Raw genomic sequence first — 22,466 nt, 5'->3', positions numbered from 1 at the left:
TAATTGGGTTATTAAGGAGCCAGAAACATCTACTCAAGCTGCTATTTTTTTACTGTAAAATAATGAGCATAAGCCTTTGACTAAAAATAAAAAAATGCCAGTGACAACACTGGCTGGAAAATCCCGATATGGATAGCAAAATAAAGAATAAAACAGTCAATAAGTAGTGTTACGTTTAATTAAGCAGTGACCTCAAAGGTTAGGGTTTAACAAATTCTGAAGCCACAGCAAATTAAATTAGTCAATCAGACTGCGAACGTACTCTGCAATCTCAGTAACTTGACAGTTAGCAAAGAAACACTCTTGGAACTGGGCGCTGCCAACAGCTTGCTTAACTAAGTCTTGATCAATCGCTTTTAGTGAATCAACAACGTCTTTACATACTGCTGCTTTCACGTTGTTTAGGATGGCAGCGTTTGCTTGCTGAGGTGCAGCACGCTCGATTGGGTAACCTTCGCCACGAGCGCCAGTGAACGCTTTTTCGAAGATGTAACGAACGTTCAGTTCACCAGCCCAACCAAAACCTTTTGCGAACGCTAGAGCAATCGCGTTACCGTTGTTGATTTGGTTGAATAGGAACGCATCAGATGGCTCTAGGCAGTAACCACAAACGACACCTGGGTGTAGGTTGCTTGCCATTAGTGCGCCTTGACCTGTACCACAACCAGTTACGATGAAATCCACTGCCTTAGAGTTCAGTAAGATGCTCGCTTGGATACCTAGGTGGATGTACGTTAGGTGATGATCGTTTTCGTCAGTCATACCTACATTGAATACTTCGTGACCTAGACCACCAGCAACCGTGTTTAGCTCAGCAGCAACCATAGCGTTTTTAGGTGCTTGGCTGTTTTCCATAGTTAGTGCAATTTTCATTGAATTCTCCTGCGGCGAACCGCGTAACTAATTTTAAAACTTATACGAAATCTTTTTTAAAACTTATACAAAATCTTTGCGCATTGGCGTGAAGTTATCGATTAACACTCCTGCTTCTAGACACACACAGCCGTGCTCAATATTTGGCTCTTTGTACATGGTGTCGCCCGCTTCAACAATTTTCTTCTCATCGCCGATAGTGAATTCGAACTTACCAGACAGTACGTAAGTCAACTGCTCATGTGGGTGGTTGTGCATAGAACCAATGGCACCTTTTTCAAAGTGCACTTCAACGGCCATCATGTTGTCACTGTGCGCAAGCACTTTACGTGAGATACCGTCGCCTAAGTCTTCTAGTTTGATGTCTTTGTTGTATACAAACATGGGTCTTCTTTCTCTTCGTTATCGACGAGCTTCACTTTCTTTTGCTCTCTGAGCAATTTTGCTGTGGTCATTAAGTTAACGCTTATTAGCGTCATCTCCAGCAGCGTTCCACCAATCGATCCTATGATGAAATTATTGGTCAGCCAGCATAACGCCCCGACCAAAAAACCGATTCTCATCGCAACGCCTTTTAGAACAAACACCGAGAACGTCCCGATGACAGTGCCCAATATTGGCCAGATGTCCTGTGGCGATTCCATAATATAGAAGCCACTGGCTATACTGATGACGATGAATATTGCTGCGACTCTTTTCGATGAAATATAAATCGCGGTAGCAGTTCGAAGTGCTGAAAGCCCTGAACTGACTACCGACACTAAAGAACCTAGCAAGAAAAAATGCAGTAGATGGTTTAGATGAAAAACCAACATCAAAATCTTCAGCTTCTTATCGTCTTTTTGATAAAAGGTGCACACACCTAAAAAGAAACTCAAGAATCCGAGGATTTGTGCAATTGTAGTTTTTTCCACACCATTTACTCTTTTGTCAGCGCCCAACCAAGGTTAAACGCTAGATTCCAAATTAGCGCGCCAACCAGCCACCATCTACAGCAACAGTGTAACCATTGATGTAAGACGCAGCGTCAGACGCTAGGAATACACATGGGCCAGCAACATCTTCTGGAGTACCCCAGCGGTCAGCAGGAATACGCTCTAGGATAGCTGCGTTACGATCTTCATCTGCACGCAGTGCCGCAGTGTTGTTGGTTGCCATGTAGCCAGGTGCAATTGCGTTGACATTGATGTTATGACGAGCCCACTCGTTTGCCATTGCACGAGTGATGCCCATAACCGCACTCTTAGATGCAGTGTAAGAAGGTACACGGATGCCGCCTTGGAAAGAAAGCATAGAAGCGATGTTGATGATCTTACCGCCAGTGCCTTGAGCAATAAACTGACGTGCTACTGCTTGAGACATGAAGTAAACGGTTTTCGAATTGATGTTCATCACGTCATCCCAGTTTTGCTCTGAGAAATCGATCGCATCTTCACGACGAATGATACCTGCGTTGTTTACTAGGATATCCACTTTACCGAATTCAGTCACAGTGCTGTCGATGATATGAGGGATATCGTCTTGTTTGAGTAGGTTAGCGCGAACATCTAGGAACGTGTAGCCTGCAGCATTCATTTTTTCGATGGTTTCAGTTGGTTCAACGTAGTTGACACCAACAACTTTACAACCTGCCGCTGCAAGACCTAATGCCATACCTTGACCTAGACCAGTATCGCAACCAGTTACCACTGCTACCTTTCCTTCAAGGCTAAATGAATCAAGAATCATAGTCTGTTCCTTTGTAGTGAATGTGTGGTGAACAAATAAAAGGCGCTGCTCACTCTGTTAAAACCAACATTACACAAAAAATGACACCACTTAAAGTTATTTTTGAAATTGCGTTTTATTTTTTTGGGTTCGCCATCTCAAATGTGATTGATATCTCAAATATTGGTTTTAAATAAATGAAATGGCTTTTCGAAACTACTGACTCGTCCAAGTATGTCAGGTATAATTTGGCGTTATCAACAATGACTCAGAGCGTGAAATGGAAAAATCAACTCAACCGGAAGCTGTATCGTCAGTATTAAAAGTGTTCAACATTCTCTCAGCGCTAGCTGACCAAAAAGAGATTGGTGTATCAGAACTTTCTCAACGCTTGATGATGTCAAAGGCGACGACTTATCGTTTTTTGCAAACCATGAAGACACTCGGGTTTGTTGAGCAAGAAGGGGAAGCCGATAAATACTCCCTAACTCTAAAACTGTTTGAGCTGGGCTCAAAAGCTCTAGAGCATGTCGATCTGGTTGATCTCGCCAATGCTGAAATGGCGAAAATCTCAAAGATCATCAATGAAACTGTTCACTTAGGCTCCATTGACGAAGACTCTATCATCTATCTGCACAAGATAGACTCCAGTTACCATCTACGTATGCACTCACGCATTGGGCGTCGAAACCCGCTCTACAGCACAGCAATTGGTAAGGTATTGATGTCTCATATGGAAGACCAAGACGTTCGAGATCTTTTGGCTAATGTTGAATTTAAAAAGCACACACAGCGCACGCATGAGAATGTAGACCAACTACTTGAAGAGTTAGACCTTGTTCGTGAGCAGCACTTTGGTGAAGACAATGAAGAGCAAGAACCAGGTTTGCGTTGTATCGCCGTACCAATTTACGATCGTTTTGGTGATCCTATTGCAGCCATCTCCGTTTCGTTTCCTACTATTCGATTTGAAGAGAGCCGCAAGCGCGAGTACATCGCTCTTCTCCACACAGCTGGTCGCAATGTATCGGAGCACCTGGGCTACCACAATTACCCTGTCTAAAAGTAATAAAGAAAAAAGCAGCATTCGTGCTGCTTTTTTTACCACTCAATAATTTAATGAAACGCCGTTTCAAACAAGGATTTATATGGGCACTTCAGCTTCAAATAATATTTTCGACTTTTTGATTCACCTTGATCCCTTCGACCTTCTTCCAAGACAGGTAGTCAAATCACTGGCAAGCTCCGTAACGGTCAAATATCTCGCTAAGGGAGAATGTATTGAATTTCACTCGATGTGCCAAAAAAGGTATCTATATGTAATCCGAAAAGGTGCAATCGAACAGCGAACCCAAATTAATAAACTAAGGGCTCGTCTTGGAGAAGAGGATCAATTTGGGTTTACTTTTCTGGAACCACTCAAAGAAGCAGAAGATGGCTATCGAGCAGAAGCTATTGAAGACTCACTACTTTACTTAATCCCCCACGCAAATATCCAAGAAACATGCGAACTGCATCCCGAGTTCAAAGATTACTTTGCCGCAACCGCAAAAACGAGATTGAACTCTGCAATACGTTCGATCGTCAATAAAGAAGAGAAAAGCCTGTTCTTTCGAACGGTTGGCGAAGTTGCCAGCGAAAACATCACTGTTTCTGACTATTGCGAATCCATCATGGACGTCGCTAAAGCCATGTGTGGCAAACGGCGCAGTTCGTGTGCCGTCGTACTAAAAGGGCGAGAAATCGTCGGCTTGGTTACCGATCGAGATATGACACAACACGTCGTCGCTCGAGGGGTAGACACCCAGCGCCCTATTCATGAAGTCATGACGCGCAATCCCATCTTGATTAACAGCGAAGATAAGGTAATTCAAGCGATTTCACTGATGCTGCAATACAACATTCGCTGCCTACCAGTCATTGCCAAGCACGAAGTAAAGGGCTTATTGACCACCACTCACCTAGTTCACAATCATCGAACGCAGTCGTTATTTTTAATTGAAAAGATCAAGTATGCGAACTCGATAAGTGATCTCGCGAATCTTCGAGACGAAAAGGAAACCATTTTCCAGGCCTTAGTCGAGAGTGGCGTGAGTGCCGAGATTCATGGCCAAGTGATGTCGATGATCATGGATGCGTTCAATAGACGAATAATTCAACTAACCGAAGAGGTGCTCGGTCCGCCGCCTTGTGACTATGCATGGATGGTAGCTGGTTCACATGCGCGGAACGAAGTGCACATGCTATCGGATCAAGACAATGCTCTGGTTCTCGCGGAAGATGCCACTGAGGATGACCGATTCTACTTCGCCTACTTTGCGATGCGCGTTTGTAATGGATTAGCGGCCGTGGGCTACCCTTTATGCAGCGGTAAATACATGGCCGCGACAGCCAAATGGAATCAGAATGTCGGTCGCTGGAAGGACTACTACACGAAATGGGTGGCGAGTCCTGAGTACAACAAACTGCTTAGTATCAGTGTCTTTATGGAGATACGCTGCGTCTACGGAAACGCCGAGCTTGTCGATACGCTTCAAAACCACCTGCACGAAACCATTCATGCAAATCCTCGCTTTATCCCAGCACTGACACGCGATGCCATCGAAACGTCCCCCCCACTTGGCATTTTCAACAGTCTGGTTCTTGAGAAAAGCGGAGACAATACCAAATCACTCAATATCAAAAAGTTTGCTTTGAACCTAATTATCGACCTCGCTCGCATATACAGTTTATCAGCTGGAGGCTCTTTAACAGGCACGGAAGAGCGTTTTCGATATGCCGTCGAGCAAGGTACCTTATCTCAAGACAGCTGCGATAACATTATTGGCGCTTACCGTTTTCTTATGCAGGTGCGATTTAGACACCAACTCAACGCGCAGCTTCGTGGTGATTCTCCTGACAACAATATACGTCCGGACGAGTTCAGCAGTTTTGAACGCAAACACCTTAAAGAAGCCTTCAAGATCATTAGCGAACTGCAAGACGTCGCTAAACTCAAGTTCATGAGTGGGTTCTAACATGCTGACCAAAACGTTACATAAGCTATTTTCTAATGGCGACAACATCGAAGATTTGCACCAGTCCATGAGGGCCAAGCGTTGGCCATCTCGTGCACTAGAGCACTACTTTGCCCACCCGCTTCCCAATGCAGAGCGCCCAGTTTCCGAGCAACAGTTCGTCGCCCTCGATTTTGAAACAACGGGGCTGGAACCAGACTCAGATAGAATCCTGTCTATTGGAACGGTGGAGTTGAGCTACGAAGAGATAGAACTAACCAGTGTCAGCGAAGTGATTTTGCGCCAAGATGTCACTATCCGACCGGAAAGCGCGGTCGTTCATGAAATTATGCCAATGCAAGTTCAAGAACAAGGAGTTGAGGCTGAGCTTGCGCTCGATAGCTTGATCGAACATCTTGCAGGTAAAGTTATCATCGCTCATAGTGCATGCATTGAATATAGCTTTTTATCGTCGTATCTAAAAAGGCACTACCAACTGCAAAAACTGCCGTGCTATATGATAGACACTCTATTGCTTGAGAAGCGATTTAGCTACTTGGGTAAGAATCGCGGCCATGCCAGCTTCCAACTTGATGATCTGCGCCAACACTACAACCTTCCCGATTATCAAGCTCATTCAGCAGCCAGTGATGCACTCGGTTGCGCTGAGCTCTTTTTGGCACAAGTAAAAAGACTTAAACTCTGCCATCGCCCACTCACCGACGTGATATATAAGCCTTGTTAAGTGTGGCAGTTTGAACTGCCACATGCTGTTATTTTTCAAAGCCATGGCTATTGGATTGTAGATCTTCCGATAGCTGTTTAAGCTCACTTGAGCTCAAAGAAAACTGTTCTATTCGACTCAAGTTTGCCTCTTGAATCTTGAGAAGTTGCTCAATAGAAAGATAAACCTGCTCAGAAATAGCCAGCTCAGTCTTTGTTGACCGTTTTAAGTCAGAAACAATGCTCTGAACGTCACTCGCACCTTGCTTAACTTGACTAAAAATCACACTTACTTGTTCCGATTTCTCTTCGCTTTGAGAGATTTTTTCGAGAAGCGATCTCAATTCATTGGAAACATGTTCAGACTCCGACAAGATATACGCGCTCATGTTAGATATTTCTACCGTTGCATCGGACGTTCTGGCGGCAAGACTTCGAACTTCATCAGCAACGACAGCAAAGCCACGCCCCTGTTCGCCAGCTCTCGCGGCTTCGATCGCAGCGTTTAGGGCAAGCAAGTTTGTCTGTTCAGCGATGCCTTGGATCACCTCAACAACCCCGGTTATCTGTTCATACTTTGCTGCCAACAGGCCAAAGCTTTGTAGTGAACTATCAAGGCTAGTGCGAATGTCCTCGACAGAACCCTCCATCAGTTGAATAGCCTCTACTCCTTCTTCAGACAATGATTGAGACTGCAAACTATTCGATTGTGCTTTATCAATGCCTGTATTGATTTCCTCTATACTCAGTTCAAGCGCTTTCATAGAATTGAGCGTATCATCCGAAATCGAGCGTATTTGCCCTAGGCTTTGCGTCGTCGCAACAACATTTCGATCTAGACTGTCTGTAGACTGATTAACCATTGATGAAACCGAGGCGATTTTATCAACAAACTGTTTGAGGGACGTTTGCATCTGGCCTACGGATTCTAAAATACTTCCCTGCGGAGCGGATTTCGTCACAGAGTGAGTTAACTGCCCATTTGCAATACGCTTCGTCAAAGAAACAACAACGCTTGGCTCTCCACCCACCGAGCGAAAAATACTGCGCGCAATAAGACTGCTAATCAGCAATATTACCGCTAGAATCCCACCACTGTAGATTAGAAGGCGCATCACGAGTTGTTGATAACTCTCGTCAACATCGTCCATGTAGATCCCAAGCCCCATAACCCATTTAAGCTCGGGAATCATGGTGATCGCACTCACCTTGGTCACCTTTTCCGACGAGTTAGGCTTACTCACTTCACCGATTACGTAATTGAACTCATTATCTTTAAGCAGATTTACATGGCGAGCGTAGGAGCTTTGAAACGTTCCCAGTTTTTCGCTACGTACATGCACGCGAGCAATGGCATTGTGATCATTCGCCCAAATGTAAGCATTTCCCAGACGATAGGTAGACAACACAGTTATTACACGCTGCTCAGCTTCTTCCGGAGAACGACTTTGTAAAATAGCATCTGATGCTTGTTTCTTTGCAAATGAAAGTAACGAAGCAACTTCATGCTTTTTAGTCTCAACCAATGACGTCTTGATTGAGTCCAAGCTTACAAAAACAATCAGCGCGATACCCAACATGGCTGTTACTAACAGCAGTGCACCTCTTTTTATTAGTGTCATAATCCCTCACTATAAAAATGGCCACACTAACAACCTAGTGTGGCCAAACGGACAGTCAATTACAGTAAACGCCTAGAAGCTATAAGTAATGCCGATACGGCTTCGAAGTTGACGATCGCTTGAAGAGCTCGAAACTGAAACATTGGCGAACTCCACATATGGACGCCAGCTCCAGTCTTCGCCTTTGTAGCCAAGTTTGAAAAGTGCATCCCAATTGGTGTCGCCGTTATCAAAGAATACTTGGTCATCCAAACCTTTCTCGTAGTTCGCCTCTAGACCAAACTGAAAACCGTTGTATTTGTAATCGACGTTGGCCGTGACTTTGCTCTTTTGCTCGGCAGAGCGATCATCAGAGAAGTTACGGAACTCATGGCGGTAGCGAAGCTTAGTAACAACCCCTGAATCAAAAGAGTACTGAGCGCGAAGCTGAGGTTTATAGGTCACGTGACCAGGGAAGAAGGTAATTGGCATACCTGGAATCAGCATCCAATTATCATCAATTTTATATTTATAGCCGAAGTCAAATTCATTGCCTTTCGATTCCCATTCTGAAAACGGCTTACCTTGCTGCATTGCTTCAACACCAAAGTACATATTTCCTACGCCCGCACCAAGTTTAACGCGGCTCGCATAAGTTTCACTTTCGTGTTTGTATTCTTGACGGAAATCAAGAGATGCAGCAGAAACAGAGGCACTCGAAACTAATGCCAAAACCGTAATTGAAGCTATTTTATAAAACTTAGACACAGTATAAATCCTTTTTTATTTAAACAATAGATTAGCTACTTTTTTGCTATTTACCTTCTCTTTACTTAATTCAGAGATCGCATCGGTAAATAACGGCTCACCGTATGCTTTTTGCGCATAAAGTAAATTTACGAAAGCTTTAGAACCATCAAATCCTTTTAGTTCTTTGTATTGCCATTTATCAGGTTGATTGGCATGCTTTGCAATATATTGATAACCTTTCGCTAGAGAATGTTTATCAATTTCATAATTCCAAACATCAACACCGAGCTTATCTCCGAAGTGCCCTAGGTGATTGTAGGCTTCAAGATTGAAGTTTGAATAATGCCAAGGACGCGTGCGTTCTAGCTCTCCATGCTGACGACCATTCATATCAAACTGACTACCAATTCGGCGCATTTGTGTTATTCTCAGACGCTGCTTAGCAATATCTTCGTTACCCACAAAGATGGCAAAGGCAGCGACTTGTGCGTCATACCATGTGCCATGATTGTTATGCCAATTGTCCTCTTCAAAACCATGATTACTGGTTAGCAACCAGTGATTAAAATCACTAAACCAATCAACCATAGCCTGATAATCTTGTGGGGTAAGCTGTTGTTTTAAAATATTGATACTATCTAAAACTGGTATCAGCAAGCGGCTATCAATAATGCCGATACCACGCCCATCAACAATTCCAGGTATCGCTTGTGCATGGTTTAAGTTTGGATTCATTCGTGTATTCGGGTCGACAAACCAGGCGATAAGCTGAGCTTTCGCTTTGTCAGCGTAAGCTTGATTATCAGTGAAGTAATAAGCAAGGCTCAAGTCTGTCACGTCTTTGGTAAAACGGATAAAGCGCTGTTTGTCCGTTGCTGCACTTTTGGTCGCCATATTATATTCACCGTCGCGGCGGACATAAGGTAGACCATCTTTGGTATCAGGGTTCGGCCACCAATAAGGTCCGAAGCTGAAATAGTCATGCTTGTCGCCACTCGCCGGTAATAACGTTTTATTAGTCACTGGATCTATTGATGCATCCAGTGCTTTTTCAGCCTTTGCGATTAACTCGTCAATTGAATCTTGCTTCACCGTTACATTTTGCTTGTTATATTCAAGTGCGACTTCATCGTATGAGATGAAATCTATATTCCCAGCTATTGCCCCCCAAGAAAGAACAAGAGAAACAGCAATCATACTTTTCTTGATAATCATAAAAACTCCTTAATGAAATTAAATTCAATATTAATTGAAACAACGGTTCAAAAACAAGATCAAGATCATTTAATTACATAGATGTTATATGCACTCTAGTAATTGTGATTTTTATCAAACTTTTTAAATCTTATGAGTGAGGGTTATTAAATAAAAAAGGAGCTCTCGATGAGCTCCTTTTTTATATTTAATACCCATTTAAGATCAATAGGACCTAAACTTAACATACTGACAATTATTATGTTCTGTCATTTTAATCAGCTTACCTGTAAGAGCATTGCTGCTCACATAGTTTGACGTCACGCTAATTGAGCCAGTACCATCCACACTGGATAACGTACCTCTGAAGTCACAACTGCTGTTTGCATCACTATCCCAAACTTGTACCGTTTTCCCAGAGAGATCTCTATCAATCGCTATACAATTGGCTTGAGAAAGGTCTATTTCCATTTGCTGCTTCCAACTATATTGGGTCACCGAATCACACCCCTCAGAAACCGGCGGATCGACCGGATCAACAGGCTCTTCCGGATCCACACCTTCTGGTGGCCATGATCCGCCTGCAACAGTAACACCAGACTGCGGGATCTGCTGATAAACGCCCTCTGCCAATGTTTGATTCCAAGTCGCTATTGGCTCCCCGTTGATATTCAGGTGTTTATATTGGCTACCATCCCAGTTGAGCGCGTACTCGACATCCGGTTCATCAAACAGCCCCCATCGAGTAATGCTGTCACCCGAGTTCTTTGCTTTCTTCAGCGTGTTATTAACTAGGACGTTATTTGGTCCAGTTGGTCCTGACCACTTGCTTGCATGATCGCCAGAACCGACCCAAATAGGTTGCCACGTTGCTCCAGATTCTGGCGCTCCATTTGACCAACTTCGATGCTCAAACGGCACTGCAATATGATTAGAACGAACCAAATTGTTACGTTCCCAGCCACCGTGGAAGTTCATATCAACATTCAGTGTATTGTTCTCAACGATATTTCCTGTTGCTGACCACTGTAGAGCAAGGTGTCGAATGTTTCGAATATCGTTATTGTGGATCCAGCTATTGTATAACTTTGAACCACGTACATAACCATTACCACCAGCACCCTTGTTCCATGAACCGTCGATAGTATTGTTGGAAATGGTGACTGCTTTAGCAAACTCACTAACAATAGGGTGCGAGCCAATCATGTCGATACGGACATTATCGACCCAGCCGTTATACGCCCACTTGAGTATGATGCCGTGAATCGCATCTTGTGCGCATACGTTCTCATAACGATACAAGACACCATTAGGGTTACTCTCCGAGAATTGGTTGCGGTTGTACCCTTCACAGTGACTACCTTCTATGTCCATAGTTAGAAAGAAATCTTGCAAACCAAAATTTTCTATTGCACGCACTGGCATAACACGGCTGTTATAACCACCCTCATTGTTTAGCGGAATATCAAATTCAAGCGCGCCATCAAGGGTGACTGTATTACTGCTGGTATTTACCTCCGTTACTTTAAAAATCTGTGTGCGCATGTGGCCAGTTTTAATGTGACTAGCACTTCTTCTCGATTCCGGCACTTGTCCTTCATCCAAAAACGCTCGGTCAGTAGCGGCGCCAACATATATAAGATCACCCTGACTAAATTCGCCAGCTTTTCCTGATTCTAAGACAATTTTTGTATCACCCATTTTCGCCGGCTGTGCAAACTCAATGCTATGTTTCCAATGAAAGTTAACACTCCCCTCGTAAGCAGGCTCTTTGGCATGTTTTTCTCGAGTCTCGACACGGAATACGCCAAAACCAGGCCAATATTTCTTATCAAAATCAGGCGCATTGCTGGCATCCACTCCGTAAGGGGACCAAGATTTGACGACAATTTGCGTACCCGTATCGGGATCGCTGCCCGCCCCTTTGATTACCACCCCTGACTTGTCGATATGGATTTCATCGCTCAGGTTGATAGTGCCCTTTGGCAGTACAATCAAAGTATTGTTACTCGTCGAGGCAGTAACTTCATTATCAATGATGGCTTGCAGTGCTGCAGAATCATCGATCCCGTCATCTGCGATAATTCCATGATCAACAGCATAAATAGTGTTTGGAAATGTCGTAGGTAACGTTGCACCTTGTTTATAACCTGGAGCAGAAAGACCAGGGGCACTATATAGAGTAAGTGGTATAAGTATGGCGAGTGTGTTCACGTTCATTTTCACGTTTGGATCTCCCTTCCGTGTTTAAGGTGTACTTCGTTTCATTACTGGTTAAAAAAAGGAGCTACTGTGAACTGCGTAGCTCCTCAATCGGGGTTAATCAGGCTATGTGGCACTACTTGCTGTTAGCTTATCCGCCTGTTTGGCACTCTTAAGAAGCAAACTACCTACGGTCACAATGACCGCACCACAGAAGACAAAGGCCATTCGTCCCCAGAATGGATTAGGGATAAGTACCATTAGTGTCACTAGAAGGCCAAATACAAGAATCAATTTACCTAGCATATTGCGTTGTTGACGATCTAGCTCGTCTTGACCAGCTTCTTCTACAACTGGAGTCGCAACATCATTCCAGAACTCCGTCAGTTCAGACTTACGCTCACCCACTGGCTCTTTGTAGAATCGAGTTGTGAGGCAGAAGAAACCACCAGTGATGAATAGGTGACCCATAATGCCTAGTAGCACCTTAAGATCTTTCGCTTCACGACCGGTAAATGGTGTATCTAGGTTCAGCCAGTTTGCCACCACATCAGCCGTAATCACAAAGCTAACTAGGTAAGAGACCACGATACCGACGGCCAGTGTCGCCCATGCAGCCCAATCTGGTGTCTTCTTAATGAAGATACCGAAAAATAGTGGTACGAGAATTGGCATCTGCAGCAATGTACTCACGTACATCATGGCATCAAATAGACTCAATCCACGAAGCGAGTTGATAAACAGTGCGACGAGAATAATGAGACCACCAAAACACATAGTGACAATTTGGCTTACGCGCATTAGTTTTTTGTCGTCAGCCTTTTTATCAAGGATTGGCGCATAGAAGTTGCGAACAAAGATGCCAGAGTTACGGTTAAGACCTGAATCCATTGACGACATAGTCGCTGCAAATACCGCAGACATAAGCAGGCCAACCATACCAACAGGCATTGCGTTCTCTACGAACACTAGATATACCGCATCCGCAGCTTTTTTACCCAGTTCTGCAGCATGAACAGTAGCTGCATCTGGGTACATGACTGCCGTTACCCAAGGTGGTAGGAACCAAATTGCAGGACCTATTAGCATAAGAACAAACGCCAGTAGTGCGGCTTTACGCGCATTGGTCGAGTCTTTCGCAGTTAGGAAACGATATGAGTCTTGCATGTTGTTGATGTTTTGAAGCTGTTTAACAAACATGAAGATGAACCATGCCACGAACAGTAATGGATAATTCATATCTGATCCCATAATTGAATCAGCGGGAAACTGCTCAATAAGGTTTGTTGGACCGCCAATCTTAACTAAAGCAGCAACGGCACACACGACGGTGACCGCCATAATGACGACCATTTGCACAAAGTCGGACGCAACCACACCCCAAGCACCGCCAATTACAGAAATGAATAGAACGATAAGGCCGGTCACAACAATGGTTGTCTCGATGTCCACTTTAAATACCGCGCTTACGAAAAGTGCTAGACCGTTGAGCCAAATACCCGTGTAAACGATGCTGGTTGGCATGGTTGCCCAAGTAAATACCTGTTCATTGGTGCCACCGAAGCGACGACGGACCCCCTCTATAGGGGTTACAACGCGCATTTGACGGAAACGGTAGGAGAAAAACAACCAAGAAAGTAGGAAGCCAAATGCGTTGGCCATGAAAACAACCATGATAGGAAAACCATCGGTAAAGGCTTTGCCTGCTGCTCCAGTGAACGTCCATGCACTGAATTGGGTCATAAAGGCTGTGGAGCCCACCATCCACCACAGCATTTTACCGCCGCCTCGGAAATAGTCGCTGGTGGAACTACCCGCAAAGCGCTTAAAGATGACGCCTATCGCTATCATGAAGATAAAGTAAACGCCCACGACGAGCATATCGACATTCATTCTGAACTCCTTTTACATTTCTTTACTTTTCAAGATTAATTTTCAAAACTCCGTTTCATTATTTGGTAAATGGTGTTTTTATAAAGCTCATTTAGGTCATTATGTGACTTATGTAACTAATTATTTCTGGGCGTGTTGTTTTATGTTAACGCGGTCAAAGAATGCGCAACATGCACAACCAGGCGTTACTGATACAGTTGTAAAAAGGTCAAATAGGCGTCCACAAATGAGTCCGTACTGTGTAGTTAACGAGCAACATAAAAGAAAAGTACGAGTCTATTACTGCCTGTGTAATAACCACACCCAAGACTCATTGAAGGCAAAATTGGGGGAGCTCTTTAAGTTAGATATAAACCATGAAAGAAAAAGCATCAATCCGAATAAAAAAATGAAAAACCGTTTCATTCATCACAAAAGCGCACAGTTTTTTTGGTAATTAACACCTACCTAAAGCAATATTGAACCATCGTTTTATTTTTTCGAATTAATCAATTTAACTTTAGAGGTAAGTGTTATGAATATTGACATTGTTGTTGTCGGTGTCTACTTCGTCTTCATGATCGCTGTAGGTGTCATATTCAAGCGTCTAGCGGGCAACTCAACCAGCGATTACTTTCGTGGGGGAGGCAAAATGCTGTGGTGGATGGTGGGCTCCACAGCCTTTATGACCCAATTCAGTGCATGGACGTTCACTGGAGCAGCAGGCAAAGCCTTTACCGATGGTTTCCCTATCATGGTCATTTTCATGGCCAACGCATTCGGCTTCCTACTTTCTTGGTTGTTTTTCTCCTACCGTTTCCGTCAAATGCGCGTTGTAACCCCAGTAGAAGGTGTACGACGTCGATTTGGCACGACAAACGAGCAAGTCTTTACTTGGGCAACCATGCCAACCAGCATCGTTTACACGGGTATTTGGCTCAACGGTCTAGCGCTATTCGTTAGTGCAGTATTCAAAATCGATATTGAGACAACCATTGTTGTGACCGGTCTGATTGTTCTGTTTATTTCCGTTATAGGCGGCTCTTGGGGTGTGGTTGCGTCCGACTTTGTGCAAATGGTCGTCATTATGGCGGTCACCGTCGTGTGTGCCGTTGCAGCCCTTATAAAAATTGGAGGCCCGAGTAATCTAATTGAACAGTTCCCAGCAGACTCAATTATGGGTGCGAACATGAACTACCCGTTACTGTTCGTGGCATGGTTCATTTTCATGTTTGTTAAACAGCTTCAAAACATCAACAACATGCAAGACTCATACAGATTCTTGACGGCCAAAGACTCGACCAATGCGCGTAAAGCGGCACTGCTAGCCTTTGTTCTTATGCTAATAGGTCCTGCGATTTGGTTCATGCCGCCATGGGTGACTGCGGTTCTTTACCCTGATGCTGCACTAGCCCACGCAGACGCGCTTGGCGGCAAAGCAGCGGATGCGGTTTATCTGGTATTCGTTGAACGTGTGATGCCTGTCGGTATGGTCGGTCTGCTTATGTCAGCGGTATTTGCGGCAACCATGTCGTCAATGGACTCAGGCCTCAATCGTAACGCGGGTGTTTTTGTTCGTAACTTCTACAGTCCAATCATCAACAAGAAAGCATCTGAGAAAAAACTGATGCGTGTCAGCCAGGGCGTCACCATGGTGTTTGGCGCTCTGATTATCGCGGTAGCTCTATTCATCAACTCGCTTCGTGGATTGAGCCTATTTGATGCCATGATGTACGTAAGTACATTGCTACAAATGCCTATCCTAGTTCCTCTGTTCTTCGGCATGTTCATTAAGAAGACACCAGATTGGGCAGCTTGGGCAACGCTAGCTGTCGGTATGGTGGTCTCTTACATGGTGAGCTTTGTTATCACACCAGATGTCATCGCGAACCTACTCGGTATCAAGGGCGGCTTCACCAGTCGCGAGGCATCAGACCTAACGGTAATGAATGGCATCATTGGTCACCTTGTGTTCACTGGCGGTTTCTTCTGCCTAACCACTAAGTTCTATAAAGAGCCACAAGGCGAACGTAAAACAGAACTTAACGAGTTTTGGACGGATGTGGCAACCCCTGTTATCGAGGAAGAGGGACAAGATGCGGTCGACCGCCAGCAGCGCAGCATGCTTGGTAAGCTCATCTTAATCTTCGGTGTTTTGGTTGTCGCTATGGTACTGATACCAAATCCATTCTGGGGTCGCATGGCATTCTTGTTCTGTGGCGGCGTGGTACTAACCGTAGGCGCTTTACTGTTAAAAAGCGCCAAAGAGACCAAAGTACTCAAGGTGCAAACTCAAAGTTAACGTAACGACAAGGGGCTGGCCACCAGCCCCTATTTTGCGTTTAGCAAACCGTTAGCGACCAGTGACCTATTTCATCATTGTAACCAATGTCACTGTTGAGTTTTCAAAAAATATTTCGAGATGAAACCCATGAACCAATACATCCATGACGATTTTCTTCTAACCTCAGATTTGGCTCGCCGCTTGTTTCATGACTATGCCAAAGCCATGCCGATTATTGATTATCACAATCACCTAGATGCAAAGCAGATCTGGGAAAACCACCGTCCGAGTAACATCGCTGAATGCTGGCTGCATAGTGATCATTATTTATGGCGAGCGATGCGCAGCAATGGAATTGAAGAACACTATATAACTGGCGACGCTTCCGATATGGAAAAGTTCGCAAAGTGGTGTCAAACGGCCCCTTACCTACTCGGCAACCCGCTTTACCAGTGGTCTCACCTAGAGCTAGAGCGATTCTTCAATTGTTCACTAATATTGAACCCAGACAATTGCGATGCTATTTGGTCACACTGTGAAGCCGAGCTTTCTACATCCAGACTCACAACTCAGAATGTATTAAAGCAGTGCAACGTCACTGCCCTTTGCACGACAGACTCACCGCTCTCCGATCTTCGCTATCACCAACTGATTTCCGAGTCCGACTTTGACGTTGAGGTGCTTCCTACATTTAGAGCAGACGAACTCTTTGCGTTTGACTCGCCAACTGCATTTCGCAATATGATTGATACATTGAGCACAATCACTACTCTTCATATTGCCTCCATCAATGACTTCCTCAACGCGATTTCAAAGCGAGTCGAAGCATTTCATGACGCTGGCTGCCGCTTGTCCGATCTTGGGCTCACTCAGGTGAATTTTGCTCCTTGCTCAGACAATACGGCTCAGAAACTGTTTGAGAAACTGCTATCCGGGCAAGTCCTCAAAGATACCGAAAGCACACAGCTTAGCTCTTATCTATTCAACCAATTAGGTCAACACTATCACAGCCGTGGCTGGGCAATGCAGCTCCATATAGGCGTTCTGGTTAATGTCAACGAACGCAGAAAACAAGAGCTTGGCGGTGGCACCGGATTTAGCGTGATGAATGATCGCCTCATTGCCGAAAATCTAACCAAACTTCTCAGTCAATTAGATTTAACCAACCAGCTACCGAAGACGGTACTGTACAGCATCAATCCGAATCACAATGCGTTACTCAGTTGTATTGCCGGAGCTTTTCAAGACAGCGACTCCGCCGCTGGAAAAATCCAATTTGGCGCAGCATGGTGGTTTAACGACCACAAAGACGGCATGGAAGCGCAGCTCACCACATTAAAGAACTTAGGAGCTCTAGGGCAATTCATCGGTATGTTGACCGATTCTCGCAATGTATTTTCCATGAGTCGTCACGAATATTTCCGCCGTGTACTCTGCAACCAACTCGCCTCATGGGTTGAGAATGGCGAGCTTCCAAATAATGACGCTCTGCTCAAAGAAACCATCGAAAACATCTGTTATTACAACGCAGAGCGCTACTTTAATTTTCCTCAATCCGAACTCACAGGGGATGCTCAATGATCCAGTTTAGCGAACAACAAATCCAATCCATCAAACAGCGCGCTTCTGAGCAAACCATCGCCCAACTAATAGAAGACAATCGTGTTGTGCTTAATAGCGACACCTTGGTTCCCCCTGATAGTCGTGCGACTTGGAACCTCTATTACTTTTGCCCTGAACATGGCGTCCGCCTAACGTGGGATCGTGAAAAGCCCCTCTCGCACTGCTGTCCTGTTGACGGCAAAGAGTTTACAGGTGAACCTTATGACGGCGCTTGGTGGCGATGGCTAAATGGCCTGAATGCAAAAGCGTGCTACGATCTTGGCTTGTTGTGGAATCTAACCGGTGAGCAACGTTTCTTCGATAAGGTAAAAGACATCCTACTCCAATCCGCTAAATACTATCCGGATTACGAAGTTCATGGCGGTATCCCTTACAACGGCCCCGGTAAAGCCAATGCACAAACCTTATGCGAGGCAAACTGTCACCTAGATCTTGCTCGCGGTTATGACTTCATTCGTGAGCAACTGACTTCGGACGAGCAGTCGTACATCGAACAGCGCCTGCTTCGTGAAGGGGCTGAGTTCTTGATGGAGTACCGAACTGACCAGCTCCACAACCATGAGATGAAAATCAACGCCACGATTGGTGTAATCGGGCTTATCTTAGAAGAGAGCCGCTACATCGATTTTGCTCTGAATACTGACTACGGTATCCACTATCAACTCAACCACGGCTGCTCAGAAGAGGGGATGTGGTTTGAAGGCTCAATTCACTATCACTACTACGCCTTACAAGCGCTGTTGAACTTTGAAAAGATCGCCTACTCGACGCCTCATTCAGCAAGCTCAAACCCTAACTTTCTGAAGATGCTCAAGTTCCCTCTCAACTTAGTACTGAATACCGGTGACTTCCCGCGTCTCAATGACTGCATTGCCGGCCAAGAGCGTATTACTCATTCACACCTGTTTGAGTTTGCCTACGCGCAGTACCCTTGTGATGAATTTGCGAGTGTTCTAACCAACGTCTATCAAAACATCTCTAGAGATAACATCGACGCATTACTTTACGGTGTCGATGAACTGCCAAAGGCGGAGCCACTGCAATGTCAATCTATCCATACCGCTCAAGCAGGCGTGACGATTCATTACGACCAGAGCAATGATCATTCGCTACTTCTCAAGCACAGTCCGTATGGCGGTGAACACGATCACTACGATCGATTGGGCTTGATCATTGTTCGCAATGGCAAGGAGATCCTGCCCGATCTCGGCACCACCGGGTATGGCGCAGAGCTGCACTACGGCTACTACAAGAATACCGCTACGCATAACACTCTCGTCGTGAATCAACAGAATCAATCGCCAATCGACCCTATACTGCTTCACTTCTCTGACTCACCGATTTGCAAAGTCATTGATACGCTTGCCGATTGGAACCAACCACCAGCGGAAGTCGATAGTCACACCATTGAGCAATGGGATAGTCAGGCATATCAGAACGTTATGTTCAGACGTATCTTGTTCTGTGTTGGCGAAGCCTATGTTGAAACCAACCTGATCGCCAATCCACATAAACAACAGTTGGATTTGACCTACCACGTTCGCGGTGAGCATACCGACACGGATAACTTTGAGAACTGCTCTAACCCGTTGCGGGGCGCACTCAACCGGATGACAAATACACGTCAGTTAAGCTCGGTTTCAGCACACTCCCATCGCTATACCATTGAAGGACAAACACCATTTAGCCAGAGAATGGTATTCAGTTCGCCATGTGATGTCTTGATTGGTGAAGCGCCAGATAACCCTGCGACTTCAAACCTTGCATACACCTTGATTCGCTCTAATGCGACCGCGTTAAACACCTTGGTGCTACACGACCTATCGGAAAGCGCTGAGCTTCTACTTGAAGACGTCTCTTGGAGCGACACTGAAATCACATTCAGTATCAATCAAGATGGTAACAAAACGACCATCACCTATAACTTGCGTTCGCATTCTTTGCGAACTCGCAATTGGCACCCTGAACACGAGAAACTGACATTCAGTTAATTGATAAAGCCAGCTCTTTCCACAGAGAGCTGGCTTCAGTTCTATGAAAACCTTATGTAACTTGGAACTCCAATCGAGAGTTGGAGTCTATTGGGATGATTTCAAACATATAAAATTACTGCGACCTCAGTTATTACAATGAGAGAATCTTCAGAAAAACATTAGTTATAAAGGAGCTAAAACTCTTAGGATATCTACGAAAGCGGACAAACTCCCTTACATTCGTTTAGTGTTATAACCTCTATTCTAAAGCCTCTAAGCTAAAGTCAGATATAATCGCAGCGATAACGCAAGTCGCGAAGAGTTGTTTAAAAGGACAAATCATATCGTGAGTAATACACGCAACATTCAGTCAGTAGAGCGCACTTTCTTAATACTCGAGACTCTATCTCTAAGCTCAACAGAGTTATCCCTTCAAGAGATCAGTGTAAATGTCGGACTCAACAAAACCACAGCTCATGGCTTACTCGCGACACTGCACTCGCTCGGTTATGTCACAAAAAACAAAGCGGGGTATGGTTTAGGTTTACGCTTTAGAGAGCTTTCAAAGCCATTGGAACAAAAAGACGAAGCGATCCGTTCACACTTCTATCCTTTAATTGAACGTATGGCACAAATGACAGACAACACTGCTTATCTCGCTGTCCAAAGCGGCGCGCAAGAGTATCTGTACATCGATGCAGTTGAGAAGAACAACCCGTTAACCATTCGCAGCCCCCGTGGTAAACGAGAGGGGCTCATATCATCAGCAATAGGAAAGGTATTCCTGTCGTTCGACGACTCTCTACTGCGTCACTTAAGACTCAAAGGGCAGGTGTCGTCGCAACTCGAAAAAGAGCTAGCAAAAGTCAAAAAACGAGGCTTCGCACTCGACTTGGAGCAAGCTGAACCAAATCTACACTGTCTTGCAATTCCTTTGTACCAAGAAGGTGAACTTGTTGCTGTCGCGGGTGTCAGTGGCGATGCCAAAGAACTCACTCAAGCTCGGTTGGAGCACTTCGCTAACCTGTTTCTAAGTAAATGATCAAGGCAAGATTGTTCGCTCGCTTACCTCTCCGTTCGACATTATCGAATATATAGGCGTTAATTGTTACCTTGACGCCTGTTGGTATCGACGTCCAATAGAATAATCGACATCAAAGCAATAAATTGAGGATAAGAAATGTCGACTGTTTTAATTACCGGCGCAAATCGTGGGCTAGGACTGGAATTTGTACAACAGTATCTAAACAAAGGGTGGGATGTTATTGCCACCTGTCGTTCGCCAGAGAGTGCTGAGAATTTAGTAGAGCTGTCACACACGGCCAACGTTGAATTGATAAAGCTCGATGTGACTATAGAGGAAGATATCAATCAGTTGGGCAAGTCCCTCCAAAATAGAGCCATTGACCACCTAATTCTGAATGCAGGCGTATTGGGAGAAAACTGCTCAACACTTGGCGAGATGACACAATCTAATTGGTTAGAAGTGTTGAACATTAACACCGTCGCCCCTGCATTGATCATTCAAGCATTGAGAAACAATGTCGCTTCAAGCGAGCTAAAAACTATCGTTGGGATTTCTAGCCGAGTGGCCAGTATTGGCGACAATGGTTCTGGTAACATGTATAGCTACAGAACGTCTAAAGCTGCGCTCAACCAGATCCTAGTCTCTGCAGCGAGAAACCTTGCAGAGTACGGAGTAAAAACACTCGCGGTCCACCCAGGCTGGGTTCAAACAGACATGGGTGGAACAGACGCTACTTTTACCGCTCAAGAGAGCGTCTCAGGGATTATCGCTGTTGCGGAATCCCTGCCGTTCGAAGAGTCTGGTAGTTTCAAAGTATTCGATGGTTCAGAGGTTGAATGGTAATCCTCTAGCTTTGAAATACGAAAATCGCCCCAAATTGTTGAGTTGCGGGGCGGTTTCTTTTTGACTTGACGATCGAGGTGAGTACTTCACTACGGCAGATCAAACACCAATGCCGTTACTGACTCGCTTGATTGGTTAGCAAAATTCACCTGATTCTGAGCTTCCACTTTAGCGCCGTCTCCTACGTCGAGAAGTACGTCATCAACCGATAGCTGCCCTGTTACTTGATGAACATACACCTTCCGGTCATTGGCAATCGGCAGTTCAATACTCTGTCCCGGTTCAAGGATAAGTTGGAACAGTGAAGCATCTTGTTTTATATGTAAGGTACCATCGCGACCATCGGGGGTTACTATAGCCGTAAGGCCAGTGTTCTTACCAAAATATTTCTGTTGGTAACCCGGCTTGTTACCAGAGGTATTTGGTTGAATCCAAATTTGTAGGAATTTTAAGTCCTCACTCTGTGAACCGTTGTATTCACTGTGATAAATACCACTGCCGGCAGACATGAGTTGGAACTCTCCAGCAGGTAGCGTTTGTACATTACCTTCGCTGTCTTTATGCTCAATCACACCCTCAAGGACATAACTAATGATTTCCATATCACGGTGACCATGAGTATCAAAGCCCGCCCCCGGTTTGACTAGGTCATCATTAATCACACGCAGCGCCGAAAACCCCATGTGTTTTGGATCGTAGTAGTGACCAAATGAGAATGTATGTTTGCTATCTAACCAACCGAAGTTTGCTGTTCCTCGATCGTTTGCATGACGTAATGTGATCATAATGATTTCCCCT

18 protein-coding genes are annotated in these 22,466 nt (G+C 44.8%); 8 read left to right on the top strand and 10 right to left on the bottom strand.

The window, feature by feature from the left end:
- Positions 1-237 precede the first annotated feature (237 nt).
- The 4 genes from AC6I7V_RS20645 to kduD all read right to left on the bottom strand — a co-directional run bounded on the left by AC6I7V_RS20645 (position 238) and on the right by kduD (position 2,601).
- The gene (locus AC6I7V_RS20645; RefSeq protein ID WP_255232899.1) at positions 238-873 is read right to left on the bottom strand and encodes an RpiB/LacA/LacB family sugar-phosphate isomerase; all 636 of its coding nucleotides are present in this window, start codon (positions 871-873) and stop codon (positions 238-240) included.
- A gap of 63 nt (positions 874-936) precedes the next feature.
- Positions 937-1,257, bottom strand: coding sequence for a cupin domain-containing protein (locus tag AC6I7V_RS20640; protein ID WP_255232898.1), 321 nt, complete (start codon positions 1,255-1,257; stop codon positions 937-939).
- Positions 1,227-1,787 (bottom strand): YgjV family protein, encoded by a 561-nt coding sequence (locus AC6I7V_RS20635; RefSeq protein ID WP_498012592.1) that lies wholly within the window; start codon positions 1,785-1,787, stop codon positions 1,227-1,229. The genes AC6I7V_RS20640 and AC6I7V_RS20635 overlap by 31 nt, the downstream gene beginning before the upstream one ends.
- Before the next feature lie 52 nt (positions 1,788-1,839).
- Positions 1,840-2,601: a 2-dehydro-3-deoxy-D-gluconate 5-dehydrogenase KduD gene (gene kduD, locus AC6I7V_RS20630; protein WP_255232896.1), complete on the bottom strand. Its 762-nt coding sequence runs from the start codon at positions 2,599-2,601 to the stop codon at positions 1,840-1,842.
- 259 nt (positions 2,602-2,860) lie between these two features.
- Between kduD and kdgR the strand changes: the two genes are divergently transcribed.
- From kdgR to AC6I7V_RS20615, 3 genes are all read left to right on the top strand, one after another.
- Positions 2,861-3,643 (top strand): DNA-binding transcriptional regulator KdgR, encoded by a 783-nt coding sequence (kdgR, locus tag AC6I7V_RS20625; RefSeq protein ID WP_255232895.1) that lies wholly within the window; start codon positions 2,861-2,863, stop codon positions 3,641-3,643.
- Positions 3,644-3,728: 85 nt separating this feature from the next.
- Positions 3,729-5,597, top strand: a complete 1,869-nt coding sequence (locus AC6I7V_RS20620; protein WP_255232894.1) for a DUF294 nucleotidyltransferase-like domain-containing protein — start codon at positions 3,729-3,731, stop codon at positions 5,595-5,597.
- A 1-nt stretch (position 5,598) separates the two neighbouring features.
- Positions 5,599-6,321, top strand: a complete 723-nt coding sequence (locus AC6I7V_RS20615) for an exonuclease domain-containing protein (RefSeq protein WP_498012591.1) — start codon at positions 5,599-5,601, stop codon at positions 6,319-6,321.
- 28 nt (positions 6,322-6,349) lie between these two features.
- Here the strand turns inward: AC6I7V_RS20615 and AC6I7V_RS20610 are convergent, their stop codons facing one another.
- From AC6I7V_RS20610 to AC6I7V_RS20590, 5 genes are all read right to left on the bottom strand, one after another.
- Entirely contained in the window at positions 6,350-7,921 is a 1,572-nt protein-coding gene (locus AC6I7V_RS20610; protein ID WP_498012590.1) for a methyl-accepting chemotaxis protein, read from the bottom strand.
- 72 nt (positions 7,922-7,993) lie between these two features.
- On the bottom strand, positions 7,994-8,668 hold the full coding sequence (locus tag AC6I7V_RS20605; RefSeq protein WP_498012589.1) for an oligogalacturonate-specific porin KdgM family protein: 675 nt from the start codon (positions 8,666-8,668) through the stop codon (positions 7,994-7,996).
- Positions 8,669-8,683: 15 nt separating this feature from the next.
- Positions 8,684-9,865 (bottom strand): alginate lyase family protein, encoded by a 1,182-nt coding sequence (locus AC6I7V_RS20600; protein WP_498012588.1) that lies wholly within the window; start codon positions 9,863-9,865, stop codon positions 8,684-8,686.
- A gap of 204 nt (positions 9,866-10,069) precedes the next feature.
- Entirely contained in the window at positions 10,070-12,064 is a 1,995-nt protein-coding gene (locus tag AC6I7V_RS20595; RefSeq protein WP_498012605.1) for a right-handed parallel beta-helix repeat-containing protein, read from the bottom strand.
- A 108-nt stretch (positions 12,065-12,172) separates the two neighbouring features.
- Entirely contained in the window at positions 12,173-13,939 is a 1,767-nt protein-coding gene (locus AC6I7V_RS20590) for a sodium:solute symporter family protein (RefSeq protein ID WP_498012587.1), read from the bottom strand.
- 514 nt (positions 13,940-14,453) lie between these two features.
- Here AC6I7V_RS20590 and AC6I7V_RS20585 point away from each other — a divergent pair.
- The 5 genes from AC6I7V_RS20585 (at position 14,454) to AC6I7V_RS20565 (ending at position 21,668) form a co-directional block, all read left to right on the top strand.
- Positions 14,454-16,220, top strand: a complete 1,767-nt coding sequence (locus AC6I7V_RS20585; protein ID WP_498012586.1) for a sodium:solute symporter family protein — start codon at positions 14,454-14,456, stop codon at positions 16,218-16,220.
- Positions 16,221-16,349: 129 nt separating this feature from the next.
- Complete coding sequence (gene uxaC / locus AC6I7V_RS20580) at positions 16,350-17,783, top strand: glucuronate isomerase (protein WP_498012585.1); 1,434 nt, start codon at positions 16,350-16,352, stop codon at positions 17,781-17,783.
- Positions 17,780-19,816 (top strand): heparinase II/III domain-containing protein, encoded by a 2,037-nt coding sequence (locus tag AC6I7V_RS20575; protein ID WP_498012584.1) that lies wholly within the window; start codon positions 17,780-17,782, stop codon positions 19,814-19,816. Before uxaC ends, AC6I7V_RS20575 begins: the two co-directional genes overlap by 4 nt.
- Before the next feature lie 325 nt (positions 19,817-20,141).
- A complete protein-coding gene (locus AC6I7V_RS20570; protein WP_498012604.1) occupies positions 20,142-20,840 on the top strand; it encodes an IclR family transcriptional regulator in 699 nt (232 codons plus the stop codon).
- A gap of 138 nt (positions 20,841-20,978) precedes the next feature.
- The gene (locus AC6I7V_RS20565) at positions 20,979-21,668 is read left to right on the top strand and encodes an SDR family oxidoreductase (RefSeq protein WP_498012583.1); all 690 of its coding nucleotides are present in this window, start codon (positions 20,979-20,981) and stop codon (positions 21,666-21,668) included.
- A gap of 89 nt (positions 21,669-21,757) precedes the next feature.
- Here the strand turns inward: AC6I7V_RS20565 and AC6I7V_RS20560 are convergent, their stop codons facing one another.
- On the bottom strand, positions 21,758-22,453 hold the full coding sequence (locus AC6I7V_RS20560) for a pirin family protein (protein ID WP_498012582.1): 696 nt from the start codon (positions 22,451-22,453) through the stop codon (positions 21,758-21,760).
- Positions 22,454-22,466 lie beyond the last annotated feature (13 nt).

Source organism: Vibrio sp. KUL70, assembly GCF_059725515.1.
This window is presented reverse-complemented; position numbering and strand designations above follow the sequence as displayed.